The 17,694-nt window shown below is 49.5% G+C and carries 14 protein-coding genes, 1 tRNA gene and 1 pseudogene; 10 read left to right on the forward strand and 6 right to left on the reverse strand.

Annotated elements, in window-relative coordinates; genetic code table 11:
- The first annotated feature begins 252 nt into the window (after positions 1-252).
- On the forward strand, positions 253-1,236 hold the full coding sequence (locus tag ACRRUX_RS03925) for a ribonuclease T2 family protein (RefSeq protein ID WP_432527383.1): 984 nt from the start codon (positions 253-255) through the stop codon (positions 1,234-1,236).
- Here ACRRUX_RS03925 and ACRRUX_RS03930 read toward each other — a convergent pair.
- Positions 1,233-2,003, reverse strand: a complete 771-nt coding sequence (locus ACRRUX_RS03930; protein ID WP_432527385.1) for a VOC family protein — start codon at positions 2,001-2,003, stop codon at positions 1,233-1,235. The two genes, ACRRUX_RS03925 and ACRRUX_RS03930, sit on opposite strands and share 4 nt — an antisense overlap.
- Before the next feature lie 258 nt (positions 2,004-2,261).
- On the opposite strand from ACRRUX_RS03930, the gene ACRRUX_RS03935 reads away from it, so the two are divergent.
- Positions 2,262-2,639 carry a globin domain-containing protein gene (locus ACRRUX_RS03935; protein ID WP_432527387.1) on the forward strand — a complete coding sequence of 126 codons (378 nt, stop codon included), beginning with the start codon at positions 2,262-2,264 and terminating at the stop codon, positions 2,637-2,639.
- 31 nt (positions 2,640-2,670) lie between these two features.
- On the opposite strand, the gene adiA is transcribed toward ACRRUX_RS03935, so the two are convergent.
- The gene (gene adiA, locus ACRRUX_RS03940) at positions 2,671-4,962 is read right to left on the reverse strand and encodes an arginine decarboxylase (RefSeq protein WP_432527389.1); all 2,292 of its coding nucleotides are present in this window, start codon (positions 4,960-4,962) and stop codon (positions 2,671-2,673) included.
- A gap of 657 nt (positions 4,963-5,619) precedes the next feature.
- Between adiA and potE the strand changes: the two genes are divergently transcribed.
- Positions 5,620-6,939 (forward strand): putrescine-ornithine antiporter, encoded by a 1,320-nt coding sequence (gene potE / locus ACRRUX_RS03945; RefSeq protein WP_432527391.1) that lies wholly within the window; start codon positions 5,620-5,622, stop codon positions 6,937-6,939.
- A gap of 57 nt (positions 6,940-6,996) precedes the next feature.
- Here the strand turns inward: potE and ACRRUX_RS03950 are convergent.
- The 3 genes from ACRRUX_RS03950 to plsB form a co-directional block, all read right to left on the reverse strand.
- Positions 6,997-7,070 (reverse strand) — tRNA-Gly (locus ACRRUX_RS03950).
- A gap of 57 nt (positions 7,071-7,127) precedes the next feature.
- The gene (gene mtr / locus ACRRUX_RS03955) at positions 7,128-8,375 is read right to left on the reverse strand and encodes a tryptophan permease (RefSeq protein WP_432527393.1); all 1,248 of its coding nucleotides are present in this window, start codon (positions 8,373-8,375) and stop codon (positions 7,128-7,130) included.
- A 93-nt stretch (positions 8,376-8,468) separates the two neighbouring features.
- Complete coding sequence (gene plsB / locus ACRRUX_RS03960; RefSeq protein WP_432527395.1) at positions 8,469-10,886, reverse strand: glycerol-3-phosphate 1-O-acyltransferase PlsB; 2,418 nt, start codon at positions 10,884-10,886, stop codon at positions 8,469-8,471.
- A gap of 158 nt (positions 10,887-11,044) precedes the next feature.
- Between plsB and lexA the strand changes: the two genes are divergently transcribed.
- The 6 genes and pseudogenes from lexA to ACRRUX_RS03990 all read left to right on the forward strand — a co-directional run bounded on the left by lexA (position 11,045) and on the right by ACRRUX_RS03990 (position 16,715).
- Complete coding sequence (lexA, locus tag ACRRUX_RS03965; RefSeq protein WP_432527397.1) at positions 11,045-11,665, forward strand: transcriptional repressor LexA; 621 nt, start codon at positions 11,045-11,047, stop codon at positions 11,663-11,665.
- Positions 11,662-12,150, forward strand: coding sequence for a cell division inhibitor SulA (locus ACRRUX_RS03970; RefSeq protein WP_432527399.1), 489 nt, complete (start codon positions 11,662-11,664; stop codon positions 12,148-12,150). Before lexA ends, ACRRUX_RS03970 begins: the two co-directional genes overlap by 4 nt.
- Positions 12,151-12,526: 376 nt before the next feature.
- Positions 12,527-13,630, forward strand: a pseudogene (gene coxB / locus ACRRUX_RS03975) (cytochrome c oxidase subunit II); the annotation flags it as partial.
- Positions 13,631-13,660: 30 nt separating this feature from the next.
- Complete coding sequence (gene ctaD / locus ACRRUX_RS03980; protein ID WP_432527402.1) at positions 13,661-15,274, forward strand: cytochrome c oxidase subunit I; 1,614 nt, start codon at positions 13,661-13,663, stop codon at positions 15,272-15,274.
- A 2-nt stretch (positions 15,275-15,276) separates the two neighbouring features.
- On the forward strand, positions 15,277-15,843 hold the full coding sequence (locus ACRRUX_RS03985; protein ID WP_432527404.1) for a cytochrome c oxidase assembly protein: 567 nt from the start codon (positions 15,277-15,279) through the stop codon (positions 15,841-15,843).
- Positions 15,840-16,715 (forward strand): cytochrome c oxidase subunit 3, encoded by an 876-nt coding sequence (locus ACRRUX_RS03990; protein ID WP_432527407.1) that lies wholly within the window; start codon positions 15,840-15,842, stop codon positions 16,713-16,715. The genes ACRRUX_RS03985 and ACRRUX_RS03990 overlap by 4 nt, the downstream gene beginning before the upstream one ends.
- A 3-nt stretch (positions 16,716-16,718) precedes the next feature.
- Here the strand turns inward: ACRRUX_RS03990 and ACRRUX_RS03995 are convergent, their stop codons facing one another.
- The gene (locus ACRRUX_RS03995) at positions 16,719-16,937 is read right to left on the reverse strand and encodes a DUF2909 family protein (RefSeq protein WP_432527409.1); all 219 of its coding nucleotides are present in this window, start codon (positions 16,935-16,937) and stop codon (positions 16,719-16,721) included.
- Positions 16,938-16,961: 24 nt separating this feature from the next.
- Here ACRRUX_RS03995 and ACRRUX_RS04000 point away from each other — a divergent pair, with 24 nt between their 5' ends.
- Complete coding sequence (locus tag ACRRUX_RS04000) at positions 16,962-17,675, forward strand: SURF1 family protein (protein ID WP_432527411.1); 714 nt, start codon at positions 16,962-16,964, stop codon at positions 17,673-17,675.
- The last annotated feature ends 19 nt before the right edge of the window (positions 17,676-17,694 follow it).

Here is a 17,694-nt window from a genome sequence, read left to right on the forward strand (position 1 = left end):
ACTTAAGCATGAAACAGTCAGCATCCAGGGTTAACCCCGGATGCTGTCACATCGCTGCAATATATTGCAGGAATACTGGTTCTATCTCGCAAGCGTACTTGCAAGCACTCTTGATAGTCCCCCAGAGAGTATTTTGATGCCAAATCCTGTTGCAGGATTTGGCATTTTTTTCATGCGTAATACCCAGGACTACTCGAGGTCTTTGGTGGGCGGGTATAATCACATCAAATTGCCCCAACCCACTGTTTATTAATGAAACGCTTAACTTTAACCCTGCTGCTATGCGGTTATCTGCTCCCTGCACTGTCGGCACCGGCAGATGGCGTGCTCGCAGCAACCGAGACCTGCCCGCTTTACCAATCAAAAAACAAACTCACCAACCCGGGAAATCTGCAAACAACGGCCGGCAGGCAATATCAAATTACCGAGTATTTGGGTCGGCCTCAGGCACCGCAATGGTTCCGGGTGCGAACAACTGCCACTGAGACTCCACTTCGCTGGTTGTCGGCAGACTGTGTTGATGTGCAGCAATTTTCCGCTCACAAAGCTGATAACAAAAAGCAAACGGGCAACTGCAATACCCGGGCTCAACAGGACAGCTTCGTATTGGCACTAAGCTGGCAACCGGCATTCTGTGATTTGAATGGTCGGGATAAAACCGAATGCAGAATGCTGGATGCAAACCCAGAGGCCATTGCCCACAGACAATTTAGTCTGCATGGTCTGTGGCCCAACAAGTCGTCCTGCGGTGTGAAATATGGTTTTTGTGGCGAGGTGAAAACTAAACCCCGGACTTTCTGTGACTACCCGGCATTGTCTTTGTCGAGCGATGTCAGAACTCAGCTAGAACAGGTAATGCCCAGTGCCAGGTACGGCACCTGCCTGCAGCGACATGAATACTGGAAGCACGGCAGCTGTATGACTGCTCAGCCCGATGAATATTTTGCAATGTCAGCAAAATTAATTAATCAAATCAACAGCTCATCCTTCGTCACTGAGTTTATCGCCCGCCATAGGGGGGAAAAAGTCAGCCGTGAACAATGGCAGCAGGCGTTTGATTCCAGCTTTGGTCAGGGAGCACACCGCAGAGTTAAACTGCAATGCCACAAGGGGCTTTTAACGGAAGTACAAATGCAACTGCCATTGAACCTGGATGCACCATTACGCGAACTGTTGACCCGGGCGGAACCAACTCACAAAGGCTCCTGCCCGAGTAAATTCAAGCTGGTGGATTAATTGCTCAGAGTGATGACAGAAAACACGGCGCCCTGAGAGTCATTCAGTACCGCGAACCTGCCCACGCCCTCGATTTCAGTTGGGGGCACGCACACCTCACCACCAAGTTCCTGTGCGCGGGCCGCCGTCAGATCTACATTCGCAACACGAAAATAAGGCATCCAGTGACTGTTGATATCACCCCAGTCATCTGTCATCTGCAGCATCCCGCCGAAAGCCAGCGAATGCTGTTCCAATTCGGTATAGACATGCCCTTCCACTTCCAGACGCCGACTTTGCCATCCCAGTGACTGCTGATAAAACTTCAACGCCTGAACCGGATTGCGACAGGCCAATTCAACCCAACATAGGGTGTTCAGTTCACCAAAACTGGCTGCGCCCTGATGATTACCGGCCTGCCACAAACAGAAGGATGCCCCCTCCGCATCTGAAATCATTGCCATATGACCGGCGTCGCCCACCTGATGTGGCCCGGTGCGAACCACACCACCGGCCTCACGGATCAGCCCCAGCGTCCGGTTGAGATCAGTCACTGCGAAATAGATATTCCAACCTGGAACAACGAAATCCATCTGGTCAGTGACAGCATAAATGGCCCCCTGATTCTGAGCATCAACGCTGTACATGGTGTAGGCACCTTCAGGCAAAGGAATATCCGCAAGCGTCCAACCAAACAATGAAGTGTAAAAGGCCTTCGCCTGCCCGGCATCAGTTGCCGCCAGTTCGGTCCAGCATGGCAATCCCTGAAGATACTGAGTGACTTGCATCCTTTGCTCCTTGTGAATGTGGTTCATATGAAGGGCTGTACCGGTCCAAACGCACATCACGCCTGGCTCGAATTTGACTTCATGAACCTAACTTAGCGGTCTTACAGGATTTTTTCCACTCACCACAGAAAAGTTGGCGTTACTTGAAGGGGCGATTCTCTGACAACTGGTCTAGGCTTTAATGAATAACGCACCCTAAAGCGAGGAAATACCGTGAGCATTTCAGCACATCAGATCAGATTGGTTCAGGAATCCTTTATGAAGGCAGCCCCTCACGCAGATAAACTGGCCGCCCACTTTTACAAAACGCTGTTTGAAGTCGCTCCCGGAGTAAAACCCCTCTTTGGAGCAGATATGAAATCCCAGCAGCGGAAACTCATCGTAATGCTAAAAGCGGCAGTAGAAGCACTGAATGATCTCGATGCGCTGGTGCCGGTGTTGAATGATTTGGCCGTCCGCCATGTAAAATACGGCGCCAAACCGGAACATTTTACCCCCGTCGGCAATGCACTGCTGTTCAGCCTGAAGTGCCAGTTGGGAGACAAAGACTTCACACCTGAAGTCAAAGAAGCCTGGATCGCAGTTCTCAGGTTGGTTTCCAGTACAATGAAACAAGCAATGAGGCCCGCTGCGTAGGCGGGCCTCCTGGCTTTAACGGCAATTTAAGTTACTGCTTTAAACACATCACGTGATAGACACCATCTTCCACTTCAGTCCCCTCGGTTTCATGCTCAAAACCGGGAAACTCTTTGTCCCAGATCTCAAGACTCTTGAGGTAACCAATCTGCGGACTGGAGTCATCCCCAAAGTTCTCCCCTGACATCAACATTGGAATGCCAGGAGGGTATGGAATAACAGCATTGGCTGCCACCCGCCCGGCCAGCTTGTAACTTGGCACCATTTCCACATTGTTTTCGACAATGGCCTGAAATGCCGCTCTGGGCGTAATATCGGCGTGAGGCAAAATTGAATAGGCAGCATTCAACTTTTCAGAAGGGTTATGGGTACGCAGATAGTCAAACATCTTGTCACCCAGCTCCTTCAAACCCATTCCTCCATATGTGGCAGGATAGTTGTCTGTCAGGTTTGGCAGCACATCCTCCAGCGGCGTATTGGCATCATAGTGCTTCTTGAACGACAGCAAGGTGTTCACCAGTGTTGCCCACTTACCTTTGGTAATCCCCATAGAGAACAGGAACATCACCTGAAAATCTGTGGTACGGGTTGGAATGATGCCGTAGCGCCCCAGATATTGAGTCACCAATGCAGCCGGTACGCCGGATTCAAGCAGGTTGCCATCATCTCCCATCCCCGGCGCAAGGATACTGACTTTGATAGGATCGAGCATACACCAGTCTGCAGGCATATCCTTGAAGCCATGCCAACTGTCGCCCGGATGCATCTTCCAACAATCCTGATTGGTCGCCAACAGCTCAGGAGGCGCTTCTTCAAAGGCATAGCTTTGCCCGGTGGCCGGATCTTTGACAATTTCCGCATTCCATGGTTTGAAGAACCAATCGCCATCCTGCTGATATTCCTTGTAAAGCTTGCCCATTGCCTGACGAAAATCCACTGCTTCACGGATCACTTCAGTGGTCAGAGACAAACCACGATTGCCATCCATCTGAGATACGGCAATGTCATTGGAAGCAGCAATGGCATACAGAGGCGATGTCGTGGCATGCATCATGTAAGCCTGGTTAAAGCGCTGAAAATCAATAGCGTCTTTACCATGACGAATATGCAGCCAGGAAGCCTGAGACAGTGCGTTCAGCAGCTTGTGAGTGGAGTGCGTCGCGAAAATAGTTGGACCATCGTAATCCGGGTCTGGCTCACCACGCATGGCATAGTGGTCTTCATAGACAGGGTTGAATCGGGCATATCCGTACCAGGCTTCGTCGAAATGGATACGATTGCTGCTTTCAGCGAGAATTTCCTGAGCCCGTTTGGCGTTATAACACAGACCATCATAGGTACAGTTGGTCAGTACCGCGTAAGGTGCCACCTTACCGGCCTCACCTTTGGTCATTTCGTTGGCCTTGGCGGTAGCCTCCAGTGCCGCTTTGGTCATCTGTTCTGGATAAATAGGGCCGATAATACCGTAGCGGTTGCGGGTCGGCACCATATAAACCGGCAATGCACCGGACAACATTAAGCCCTGCTCAATGGATTTGTGGCAGTTGCGATCGCAGATAGCCAGGGTATTTTCCTTCATACAGATTTGCATGATGGTCCGGTTTGACCCGGAGGTACCTGTCACCAGAGAGTATGAGGAGTCAGCCCCAAAAACCTTGGCTGCGTATCTTTCACTCTCACCAAAGGCCCCTGTGTGATCCAGCATGGACCCCAGGTTTCCCCGCTCAATCCCCATGTCCGTACGGAACAAGCCTTCGCCATAGTAACTATAGAAACGCTGCCCTGCCGGGGTTTTGGTAAAACCAACCCCGCCCTGATGTCCCGGCGCCGCCCAGGAATACTCGTGGACATCATCGTATTTCATAAAAGCTGACATCAAAGGCGGCAGCAGTCGGTCACGGTATCTCTGCATGGCCGCCAACGCGCGCCCTGCAATAAAGTCAGGAGTATCTTCAAGAATCCAGGCAAATTCATCAACATTGGCCATCAACTCGCGACTGACGGTCAGGGTAATCTTTTTGCGCTCAGCCAGCAGGAATACGGGCACATTTTCCTGACGCTTGTTCAACTTTGCGATCAGTGAGAAAAAGTGCTCATTTTCGTCATGCTGCGAGCCACTCATGGTAGATGTCAGCATCAGACAATCAATGGCGATGTTGGCATTCAGAATGGAATAACAATCATCAAAAGAAGTCGCTACTGTAACCTTGGCTCCGGCATCCGATAACTCTTCAATCAGACGGTTAATGGCACTACCTACTACCCCTTCTTTGGGTGCCTCTTCAAGGATCAGGACTGTGTACTTTTTACCGTAACTTCTCATTGGTCATACTCCAACAATTTCATATAGATTAAAGGGATATAACTCGCCTATTCAGCAATAAGCGAAGACCAGTTATCAGGAACAACAGCAGGGACAGATTCAGCAAATAAGGCATAATTCGCTTTATCATCATCAGATGAATTGTGTGTAAGCTCTTAACTTAGAAGAAGTAGTGACTATTTGACAAATATTATTATTTTCTTAATTATCAACACCTTAACCACAAATTAATTTATTTTCATTATATTTCAATAAGTTATGCGTAGATCACTTATTGGGCTTGGTCATATTCTACTTAGTCATTGATATGTCATAAATAAATGTCACCTGTCCGGATTACATGTAAAAAAATATTTGTAATCACTTGACCAATCTCTCTAAACTGATTCAGATAATAATAATTTCATCAATAATCTCCTGAGTGAAAATGTCATAAACGCCTGCTAGTGTTTAAAGCTCGTGACTGGCATTTTTTAATCTACTGAAACAAATAAAAATATTTCGTTGAATAATTGGCAATGCAGCCGTTTGACGTTGCCGGGCTAGTGGAACGTAATTGATCCAGGGAAGTTGTAACTCCGTGCAGCTTTGTGCTTGGCTGGGTCAGCCAAGCCACTGCCCAGTTAACGACTTTCCAATAACCTGGGAGTACATCGAATGGCATCTGAATCCAATAAAATGGGGCTGGTTGGGTTAACGACTATCGTAACCGTCAACATGATGGGGTCAGGCATTATTATGTTGCCAGCCAGTCTGGCACAAACCGGCGCCATCTCTTTGCTGAGCTGGTTGGTCACCGCAATAGGCGCAATGTGTATCGCATACGCCTTCGCCAAATGTGGCATGTATTGCACGAAAGATGGCGGTATGTCGGCATACTCAGCAGAGGCTCACGGCAAATCTTCGTTCTTCATCGCTTCCTATACCTACTATGTCTGTCTGGTGATTAGTGCCGTGGCCATTGCGGTGTCAGCAGCTGGCTATCTGGAAGAGTTTATCCCCTGGTTGAAGGAAAAGCCGATTAATACCTTTGTCGGCGTTGTCGCCATCCTGATTGTGACCATGATAGCCAACTTCAAAGGTCCAAAAATCACCGGTCAGATATCTGCATTTACCGTTTGGGGTATCATCATTCCAGTGGTTGGACTGTCGGTGATAGGCTGGTTCTGGTTCGATCCCAAGCTGTTTAGCGAAGCGTGGAATCCCCACCAAATGACCACCATGGATGCCATTTCCTCAGGGATTGCGCTGACTTTGTGGGCATTTTTGGGTATTGAATCAGCCGGGGCAAACTCAGGCACGGTGGAGAATCCACAGAAAAACGTGCCACTGGCCTGTATGCTGGCAACCAGTTTCACCGCCATCGTGTACATTGCCTCGACAGCTGTGATTCAGGGCATCGTCCCCAATGCTGAGCTCGCCAAGTCAGATGCACCATTTGGCTTGGTTTATACCTTCATGTTCAACAAGGAAATAGGGTTGGTCATTACCGCGCTGGCGGTAATCGCCTGTATCGGCTCGCTGTTGGGCTGGCAGTTTACCAACGCTCAGGTATCCAGAGCAGCGGCTGATATCAAGCTGTTTCCAAAAATCTTTGGTGAAGTCAGTAAAGACAATGCTCCTATCAAGGGCATGCTGATCATGCTTGTACTGGAACTGGCATTGGCGGTGATGACCATTTCGCCTACTTTGGTGAAGCAGTTCAACGTTCTGGTCAACCTGGCAGTATTTATTAACATGGTGCCATACATACTGTCGCTGACCGGTCTCGAAGTCATACTTCGCAGTAATAATGTCAGCAGCAAGGAATACCAGATTGGTTCAGTCGTCGGCACACTGGCTGTGGTCTACAGTATCTATGGAGTGTATGCCTGCGGTGAAGAGGCCGTATTCTACGGCGCCATCCTGACTCTGTTTGGCTATATATTCTATGGTTTTATTGCGGCGCGGGATGTTACTCCGCAGGCCAAAGTATAAGCCACGACCCACGGATAAAAATGAATAAGGGCGCCAATAGGCGCCCTTATTCATATCTGGAGCGGGTGATGGGAATCGAACCCACATTAAAAGCTTGGGAAGCTTCCGTTCTACCATTGAACTACACCCGCGACATACCCATAAGTTACTGATGTTTAAAACGATGTCAATACAATGCCAAAAAGATTTCAACCATATACTGGCAGCAGCTTTGCCATAGCCAACAAATGACAGGTTGCTGTCAGCACACCAAAAGCGATCACCAGAATAATCACCAATGTACCGCCCGGCACTCTGAAGCTTTTGCTATCCGGAAACATTTTACGGGTTTGATAGGCCATCAGTCCGGGAACGATCACCGCCCAGATACAGGCTGCCAGCGCAGCAAAGCCGATTGCAACCAAAAAGCCGTTGGGGAACAGCACACCCATCAACGTCGGAGGAACAAAGGTCACCATGGCGGTCTTACTGCGTCCCGCCATGCTGTCGTCAAATCCAAACAAGTCAGCCAGATAGTCAAACAGCCCCAGCGTCACTCCCAAAAATGACGAAGCCACCGCAAGATTGGCAAACAGCGTCAACATGCTGCTCAGCCATTGCTGAGCCATCACCTGCTGGAGTGCGCCAACCAGCACGCCCATATTGCCCCCCTGAGCAATAATCTCAATAAAGCCGGTTCGGCTGATATTTCCCATGGTCGCAACCAACCAGCAGATATAAATCACCAAGCCAAGAAAAGTACCGGCAAAAATCGCTTTAATGATGGTCGACGCTGCATGCCCATAATATTTAACCAGGCTGGGCACGTTGCCATGATAACCAAAGCTGGCTAACCCAAAAGGCAGGGCTGCCAGAATGTAAGGCGCATACACAGCCTCACCATCTGGTTGCAGTAATTTTGCCGGTTCTATCTCGATCAGCAGATTACCAATGGCCAGGAAGAAAGTAATTATCATGCCTCCCAACATCACGGTAGTAATGCGGTCAACCGCCTTGGTGCTGATCATCACTATGGATGCCAGAACGCCGGCAAATACCAGCCCGGCCACGCTTTGAGGAAGATGGATGCCCAGGTTGTCGAGACTGTGGTTAACGATAGATGAACCACCACTGATGTAGGCGTATGTCAAAATATACAACACAAAAGCAATCGACACCCCGCTGACAATTCTCCAGAATCGTCCCAGCGTTTCGCGGGTTAACGTATCGAAGCTGGCGCCAGGTTCGAAGTGAAGATTAGCCTCCAGCAGCAGCAAACCAGACATCAACATGATAAACCAGATGCCGATGAGCAAGATTACCCCATAGCCAAACCACATACCGGCACTGACCACCGGCAGGGAGAACATGCCGGCACCGACAGTCGTCCCGGCAATAATCATCGCGCCTCCCAACAAAGATTTTCCGCCGGGGGCCGCATTCATATGATTCGCCATAATTATCTTCCGTTATTCTGTTCAGCGATAAAAAACGCCTGCAGGGCAGGCGTTTTCTTGATTCAAGGCCATACCAGAGGTATGGCAGATCCGTTAATGTTCGGCAGCAACGGCCTCGACAATAGTCTGCCTGACCGACGACCGCAACAAGCTGTTTGAATGATTGCGAACCCGCTCAATGACCTCAGGCTTCGCCTTACCGGCCAGATAACCCAGGTCCTTGAGACGAACACTCAGCGTACCGTACAGCTTCTTGTCATAAAACTCTGGAGCGGTCACCCCGTGCAAAGCCCCAAGACGCTGCGCCAACAGATGACTTTCTGCTTCCAGCTCGGCCCGCTCAATAGCAGGACGGGACGCCAGCAGATTAAAGATAATGGCGTAACGCTGCATGGTTTCGCTGATAAGGCCACTGAGCAACAGCAGCATATTGATTTTACCCTGATTGACCTGATAAACCGTTTCACCTGAGATCAATCCCTCTTCAACAAACTCACTCAGCAGCCTGTCGACATATCCGGTCAGATCATCAATTCCCATAAAGAGCTCTGCCTCAAGCAAAGGATAGAACTCCTTCACTGTATCCTGCACTGAATCTCTGGAGCAGGCCTCATAACGGGTCAGGCAGTTGGCAATCAACGCAGGTACAATCAGCAAGTGAATGATGTTATTGCGATAGTATGTCATCGACAGGGTATGCACCGGGTCAATTCTGACAATATCTCCCAGTCCGTCAGATTCCTGCACCAGTTTTTTCAATTCCAGCCCCTGATCCACCAGCGACTGGCCATCTCCCTCAACGACAGACATATAGCCGGTGTAAGGCACACCTTTAAGCAACTTCAGGTAGAGATCCAGTTGCTTTTCCAGTTGATTCCGCTCAAGTGCATTTTGCTCTGCAGCAAGCAATACCGCACTGTTCAGCGTAACGGCACTGGCCGCAGCGGCATCATTGATATTGGTCATGACTCTGGTGGCCAGCTGATTCACCACAGGCGTCAACCAACTGGGCTTGCTTTCAGGTTCATTTGCCAACTGCTCTCGCCAATCTGCCACATTCTCGGTAAGAAAATTCTGCAGATTGATAGGCTGACCGAAATTTACATAACCCTGGCCGAAGTTACCCAATTTTCGAATGGCACCAAACACCTGCCAAACCGACTCTTTTTCCTTCTTCTTACCACTGAGTTCTTTGTGATATGTAGCCACTTCCATTACATGGTCATACCCCAGATACACAGGCACCAAAGTCACCGGGCGTTCAATACCGCGCAATACACTGTTGACCGTCATCGCCAGCATTCCGGTTTTAGGTACCAACAAACGACCGGTACGTGAGCGACCACCTTCGGTGAAATACTCTACCGAATAGCCTTTGGCAAACAGCTGATCCAGATACTCGCGGAACACTGCGGTATAAAGCTTATTACCGTTGAAACTGCGACGGATGAAAAATGCGCCACCACGGCGGAACATAGGACCGGCTGGCCAGAAGTTCAGATTGATACCGGCCGCAATGTGCGGAGGCACCATGCCCTGAAAGTACAGAATGTAAGACAGCAGCAAATAATCCATATGGCTGCGATGGCAAGGCACATAGACAATTTCATGGCCATCATGATGTAACTGGCGTACATGCTCGGCACCTTTGATATTGATGCCCTTATACAATTTATTCCACAACCAAGTCAAAATACGCTCAGCGATGCGCACCAGCGAGTCAGAATAGTCCGCCGCGATTTCATCCATATACTCAATGGCGCGGGCTTTCGCCTCAGCTTCGGAAATCTGCTTGGATGCGGCCTCTTCTTCAATAGCCCGCTTGATATTTTCAGCATTCAGCAACGAATGGAACAACGCCTGACGGTTAGGCAGCGCAGGTCCTGTCATCACCTTACGCTGACGACGGAAGTGCACTCTGGCGACTCTGGCAAGCTTGTGAGCAATGGACTGATCCGTGCCGTGCTCATCTGCCATATAGCGCAGAGATACTGCATTGGAAAACTGAATAAAGTTGTGACGCCCAAGGAACAGAATCATCAGGGCTTTGCGCAACCAACTCGGGTCTTCGCGTTCAAGCACTGCAGCCTTCATGGTGTCATCATCTTTACCCGGAGTCCGTCCCCAAAACAGACTCACAGGAACCAACTGCACATCCAGCTCACTGTCCTGACGGTGTAATTCCAGCAACTGGGTAAACGCCTCAAGGAACGGTTCGTTGCCCGCTCTGCGACCAAACAGCGGTTTGGCACCTTCCAGACACACCACTCTTGGGATCATTCGCCCTTTCAACATCAAAGGTTCGTTTGGACTGGGCAACCCCAACTGCTGGCTGATATTCAGCAACACGTTCATATCACTGAAGGACGATGTCTTCAGGACATAAATCATCGGCCGCTCGGGATCCAGATTCAGATCATCGAACGGGCGCTGTGGCACGGTAATAGTGTGAACCAGCTTATCCTGGATCCACCTGAGGGATTTCAACCAAAAAGAGTCTTGTTTGGACATTATTTGCTGCAATCTACATCACATTGAATTGTGACATAGAATATCAGACATAACCCGCCCAGCGCCACGCACTCTCAACTAACAGAATTGAACAATACTTGCACTGCAAAAAATACTGTATATACTGACAGGTACTGTATGAAAAAACAGGGACCGACATGAGACCGCTGACGCCACGCCAAGCCGAAATTCTTGAGCTGATTAAACGCAACATTGCCGATACAGGCATGCCCCCTACCAGAGCAGAAATCGCTTCAACATTGGGTTTCCGCAGCGCCAATGCGGCTGAAGAGCATCTTAAGGCCCTGGCCAAAAAGGGCTACATCGAGATCATGCCCGGCACCTCCAGAGGCATTCGTCTGCCTCAGGAAGAAGCACAAAATGACGACCCTGGGTTGCCATTGATCGGGCAGGTTGCTGCCGGCGAACCCATTCTGGCGCAGCAACATGTGGAAAATTACTATCAGGTTGATCCTGCCATGTTCCATCCCCATGCTGATTTTCTGCTGCGGGTGCGCGGTGACAGTATGAAAGATATCGGCATTCTGGAAGGCGACTTGCTGGCAGTCCATAAAGTACAGGATGCCCGCAACGGACAGGTTGTAGTCGCCAGAGTGGAAGACGATGTCACCGTCAAGCGCTTCGAAAAGAAAGGCAATGTCGTTTATTTGCACGCTGAAAATGCTGCCTACAGCCCTATCAAGGTAGATCTGACCTGCCAACACCTAACCATTGAGGGTTTGGCTGTTGGAGTCATTCGCAATGGAGACTGGCTATGAACAAACTCGTCGGCACTGCCCCCCGCCATCCAGGCTTGTGGCGCTCTCACAGCAGTGACAGCGACGCAGGACGGATCCTGACACTGCAAAGTGAAAATCGCGGGCTGAGTGAGTTGCACAGCTGTGCTCCTCAACTGGCACAACTGAGTCAGCAGGGCCGCTGGATTGTTCTTATCAATGCTCCCAAGTTCGAATATCGTCAGCTATTAGCGAAGGCCGGTGTGCGTATGGACAGAATCCTGCTGGTTCGTGGCAGAGATGAAGTTGAAACCTTATGGGCGATGGAAAGAGCACTGACAAGTGGTACGTCCAGTGCAGTGATAGCTTGGAGTTCGCCTCTTGATGAAAGGGATCAACGCCGCTTGCAATTGGTTGCCAAAAGCGCCAGAGCAATAGGATGGTTAATTGAAGATGTGAATGCTCACTCACAATTCAGACATGAGCACCGTTTGATCAACACGGTAAAATTGCAAAACTTTCACTGAGCACTCAGTCTGTATTTTCCCACCAGGCCCCTTGATAGGGGCCTAACCGTTTATATTCCCCTGAAAAATTTCATTTGCGCCTTGAGCTTGATCAATATTTGCGCAGCAAGTAATGTAAATTTAAAGGGCAAATTTTCTGCCCAACTCTCCTCTAATAAAACTGACCGGAAGAAGTTGGTAGCAGAATTAAAGTCAAATGGACGGCGATTAGTGTGTCGTTTTGCTGTCGGTATACCGTGTTCAAATGAAGCGCGGTGCCGAATACACTAACAGTCTCATTGCTTTTTGTGGGAACCGAAGAGTTAACATAGAGCAGAGATTTACTGTGTGACTCTTCTTTGTAGTTGCGGTTGCAATTATACAGAGGAGATGTCTTTTGAAGCATTGGCTGTATCTTTTAGTAGGGCTGTTTGCCCCTGCACTGACGGCATCGGAATTGCCGCTCAATATGACCCAGGGGGTCACAGAAATCAGCAATAAAGTCTATGACCTGCATATGACTATTTTGCTGATCTGCTGTGCCATTGGCGTGATTGTATTTGGATTGATGTTTTATTCCATGCTCAATCACCGTAAATCCAAAGGTGCCGTTCCGGCACAATTTCACGAAAGCACTAAAGTTGAAATAATCTGGACCCTGATCCCATTCCTGATCCTGATTGGTATGGCGATACCTGCCACCAAAACCTTAATTGCCATGGAGGACACCAGCGATGCCGATATTACTGTGATGGTTACCGGCTCTCAGTGGAAATGGCACTACAAATATTTTGATGAAGACATCGAATTCTTTTCGATATTGTCGACCCCCAGAGATCAAATCGACAATCAGGCTCCGAAAGATCCCCATTATCTGCTTGAAGTGGACAAACCTCTGGTGTTGCCCACCAATAAAAAAATCCGCTTTCTGGTGACCTCTGAAGACGTAATTCATTCTTGGTGGGTACCTGCTTTTGCCGTTAAAAAAGATGCAAATCCCGGCTTCATCAACGAGGCCTGGACCAAAATCGAGCAGCCTGGAACCTATCGAGGCCAGTGTGCTGAGTTGTGCGGTAAAGATCATGGCTTTATGCCTATCGTTGTTCAGGCTATGCCGGAAGCCGAGTTTGCTGCGTGGGTCACGGCGCAGAAGCAAGCCGCATCGACTGCCGCGGCTCAGGCCGAGGCGGCACTCAGCCAAACTCTTTCCAAAGAAGAATTGATGACTCAAGGCGAACAGGTTTATCTGGCTCGCTGCGCTGCTTGTCATCAGCCTAATGGTGCCGGCCTGCCCGGCGTATTCCCCAGCCTGCACAAGAGCCCGGTTATTCAGGGCCCAGTAGCCGGACACCTCAATATCGTCATTAATGGTAAGCCGGGAACGGCTATGCAGGCCTTCGGTAAACAGCTGACAGCTCAGGAAATTGCCGCCGTAATCAGCTACGAGCGCAATGCCTGGGGTAATGACAGCGGCGATCTGGTTCAGGCCGCAGATGTCAGTAACTTTGAGAAATAACGGGGAGCGCACAAGATGACAAGCACGACTCACGATACCAATACCGTCTTGGACCCCGCATCTCATGGTGATGAACATCATGACCATGGTCCTGCCAAAGGAATTATGCGCTGGGTTCTGACAACCAATCACAAAGACATTGGCACACTCTATCTTTGGTTCAGTTTCATCATGTTCCTTATCGGCGGTGCCATGGCGATGGTGATAAGGGCAGAATTATTCCAACCTGGTCTGCAATTGGTGGAACCTAATTTTTTCAATCAGATGACCACTGTTCATGGTCTGGTGATGGTTTTTGGCGCTGTCATGCCAGCCTTTACCGGACTGGCCAACTGGATGATTCCACTGATGATCGGCGCGCCGGACATGGCGTTACCTCGGATGAATAACTGGAGTTTTTGGATCCTGCCCTTCGCTTTTTTAATCCTTATCAGCTCACTGTTTATGGAGGGCGGAGGCCCTAACTTTGGCTGGACTTTTTACGCTCCCTTATCTACCAACTATAGCCCTGATACTACCGCCCTGTTTGTGTTTTCGGTGCATATCATGGGGATCAGTTCCATCATGGGTGCAATCAACGTAATTGTTACCATAGTCAACCTGCGTGCCCCCGGGATGACCTGGATGAAACTGCCGCTGTTTGTCTGGACCTGGCTTATTACTGCCTTCCTGCTGATTATGGTTATGCCGGTGCTCGCGGGAGCGGTAACCATGGTATTGACCGATAAATTTTTCGGCACCAGCTTCTTTGATGCCGCCGGTGGTGGCGATCCTGTGATGTTTCAGCATATTTTCTGGTTTTTCGGGCATCCGGAAGTTTACATCATGATCCTGCCCTCGTTCGGGATCATCTCATCCATCGTGCCGGCCTTCAGCCGTAAAAAGCTGTTCGGCTATTCCTCTATGGTTTACGCCACAGCCAGTATTGCAATTCTGTCATTCCTGGTATGGGCGCATCATATGTTCACCACAGGGATGCCTCTGGCCGGTGAGTTGTTTTTCATGTACTGCACCATGCTGATCGCTGTACCGACTGGCGTCAAAATCTTTAACTGGGTCGCAACCATGTGGCGAGGCGCGCTGTCATTCGAAACTCCTATGCTGTTTGCCCTGGCTTTTATCATCCTGTTCACTATCGGGGGTTTTTCAGGGCTGATGCTGGCAATCACACCGGCTGACTACCAGTATCACGATACCTATTTTGTGGTTGCGCATTTCCATTATGTATTGGTATCAGGAGCGGTGTTTTCCATTATGGCGGCAGCCTATTACTGGCTCCCAAAATGGACCGGACACATGTATGACGACACTCTGTCCAAATGGCACTTCTGGTGTTCACTTATCTCAGTCAATGTACTGTTTTTCCCAATGCACTTTGTCGGCCTGGCGGGTATGCCAAGGCGAATCCCGGATTATGCGCTGCAATTTGCCGACATTAACCAGATAGTGTCCATAGGCGGGTTTGCATTTGGGCTGTCACAGCTGATCTTTTTGGTAGTGGTCATCAAGTGCATCAGGGGCGGGGCACCAGCGCCGGCCAAACCCTGGGAAGGTGCGGAAGGTCTGGAGTGGGAAGTACCCAGCCCTGCGCCGTACCACACCTTCACCACACCACCAGAGGTGAAGTAGTCATGGATAAGGCTAGGCAAAACCGCAAACTGATAGGACTGCTGCTGTTGGGCTCAGTTGGTATGTTTGGTTTTGGTTTTGCGTTGGTGCCTTTATATGACGTGCTGTGCGATGCCCTGGGAATAAATGGCAAAACCAGCACTACAGCGGTGACTTATCAAAAGATGGAAATAGATACCAGCCGCAGCATTGCAGTGGAATTTATAGCCATGGTACCTGGACAGATGTCCTGGGAATTCTCCCCTTCGGTAAAACGTATACACGTTCATCCGGGTGAGTTGGTCCGTACTCATTTTAACGCAGCCAACCTGACCGACCACACTATGATTGGTCAGGCAATTCCCTCTGTGTCTCCCGGGATAGGCGCTGCCTATTTCAATAAAACCGAATGTTTCTGTTTCAATCAACAAACACTCAATGCCCATGCCAGTGCTCAGTTGCCGTTGATTTTTTATGTAGATCCTGCACTGCCGGAGGGCATTACCACTTTAACTCTCTCTTACACCCTATTTGATATTACCGCTCAAAGCCTGAGCAGCGGGAATGTAGAGCAAGGAGCTGCGAAATGACAACCAAATATCAAGCCTACTATGTGCCGGCACAAAGTGCCTGGCCTATCGTCGGTGCAATCGGGCTGTTTTTAATCGCCTTTGGCGCAGGCACGCTGGTATCCCAGCTGGATACAGGTGGTGGCATTGGTCCTTACATTCTGATCACCGGAATAGCGGTGATCTTGTTCATGTTGGTTGGCTGGTTCAGAAATGTCATCGGTGAATCGATGAGCGGTCTGTATTCAGCCCAGCTGGACAGGTCATTCCGTCAGGGGATGGCCTGGTTCATCGTCTCAGAGATCATGTTTTTCATCGCCTTCTTCGGTGCGCTGTTTTATGCCCGTAACTTTGCCGTGCCCTGGCTCGGAGGCGCTTCCAACAATGCCATGACCCATGAATTGCTCTGGCCAAACTTTGAAGCATTCTGGCCAGTGCTCAAAACACCTGACGGCACGGAAACCAATGCCATGGGATGGCAGGGGCTACCACTGATGAACACCATATTACTGGTTGTCTCGTCGATAACGCTGCATTTTGCCCATACCAGCCTGGAAAAGGGCAAGCGCGGCGCGCTGAAGCTGTGGCTGGCAATCACCATATTACTCGGGTTGTCATTCCTTGGCGGGCAGATTTATGAATACCGATTTGCATACCAACACATGGGGCTGACGCTGGACTCAGGTATTTACGGCAACACTTTCTTCATGCTGACTGGGTTTCACGGCATGCACGTTACCCTCGGCGCCATTTTCCTGATCGTATTGTTGCTGCGGATTTTTAAAGGCCATTTTTCACCACAACATCACTTCGCCTTTCAGGCAGGCAGTTGGTACTGGCACTTTGTGGATGTGGTATGGCTGTGTCTGTTTGTGTTTGTTTACATCCTTTAAGGATCAGTAAGGTCGCGGGTTGGGGGCAATCAACCCGCTGCCCAGAGCAATCAATAACAACAGGATAATCAGTGCGGAAAACAGGACCCGTCGACCGAGAAACTGACTCATGGATTGTTTGCTGTCAGCTTTGAGCATGATGAACAGAGCGCGTCCAAGATTAAACAACACAAACAATAACAACAGTACCAACACGACTTTGAACAGCAATACCGGATTCATTGGCAGTCCTTGTATCGAGGCCAGATGATAAGAATATTTTTTGTACTGTTCACTTTGGGGATATTTGCACTGATGGTCAAGCTTGGCTTTTGGCAACTATCCCGGGCGGAAGAAAAGAGCCAGTGGCAGGCAGAGCTCACCAGTCGAATGCATGACAGAGCGCTGAATTTCAGCGAATTGCTGGTGCTGTCTGAGCAAACAGACAATCCCAGTGGATATCGTTTTGCGCTGACCGCAAAAGCGTTATCTGCCCCATTGATATTGCTGGATAACCAGGTATTCGATGGCAAGGTAGGCTATCTGGTATATCAGTTATTTGAGGTCACTCCTGACAGCCCGAAACTGCTGGTTGAGCTGGGATTTATTGCTGCGCAGCAACAGCGTTATCAGCTGCCATCGCCTCCCGCTGTTCAGGGTGAAATGTTTTTGCAGGGAAAGGTCTATCGCAAGGAGGTTAACCCCTTGAGCCAGCAACTGTTTGCTGACACCCAGTCCCCAATGCGAATTCAGAATATGCATTTTGCCCAGTTGAGTGAGCAATTGGGCTACCAGGTAATGCCTCTGGTTTTACAGCCGGATGTACTGGAAGGTATTGAGCTACCCCGCCCCTGGCATCCACTCCCGATGTCACCGGAAAAGCATTTGGGATATGCATTGCAGTGGTTCTCAATGGCAGCGGCCTTACTGTTATTGAGTGTCCTTTTTGTACTGAGACAAAGGCACAGAAATTCGGGCTAAAGACGTTATGTTACGTCAT

Origin of the sequence: Shewanella sp. GXUN23E (assembly GCF_050865035.1) — a bacterium.
Classification (GTDB): Bacteria; Pseudomonadota; Gammaproteobacteria; order Enterobacterales; family Shewanellaceae; genus Shewanella.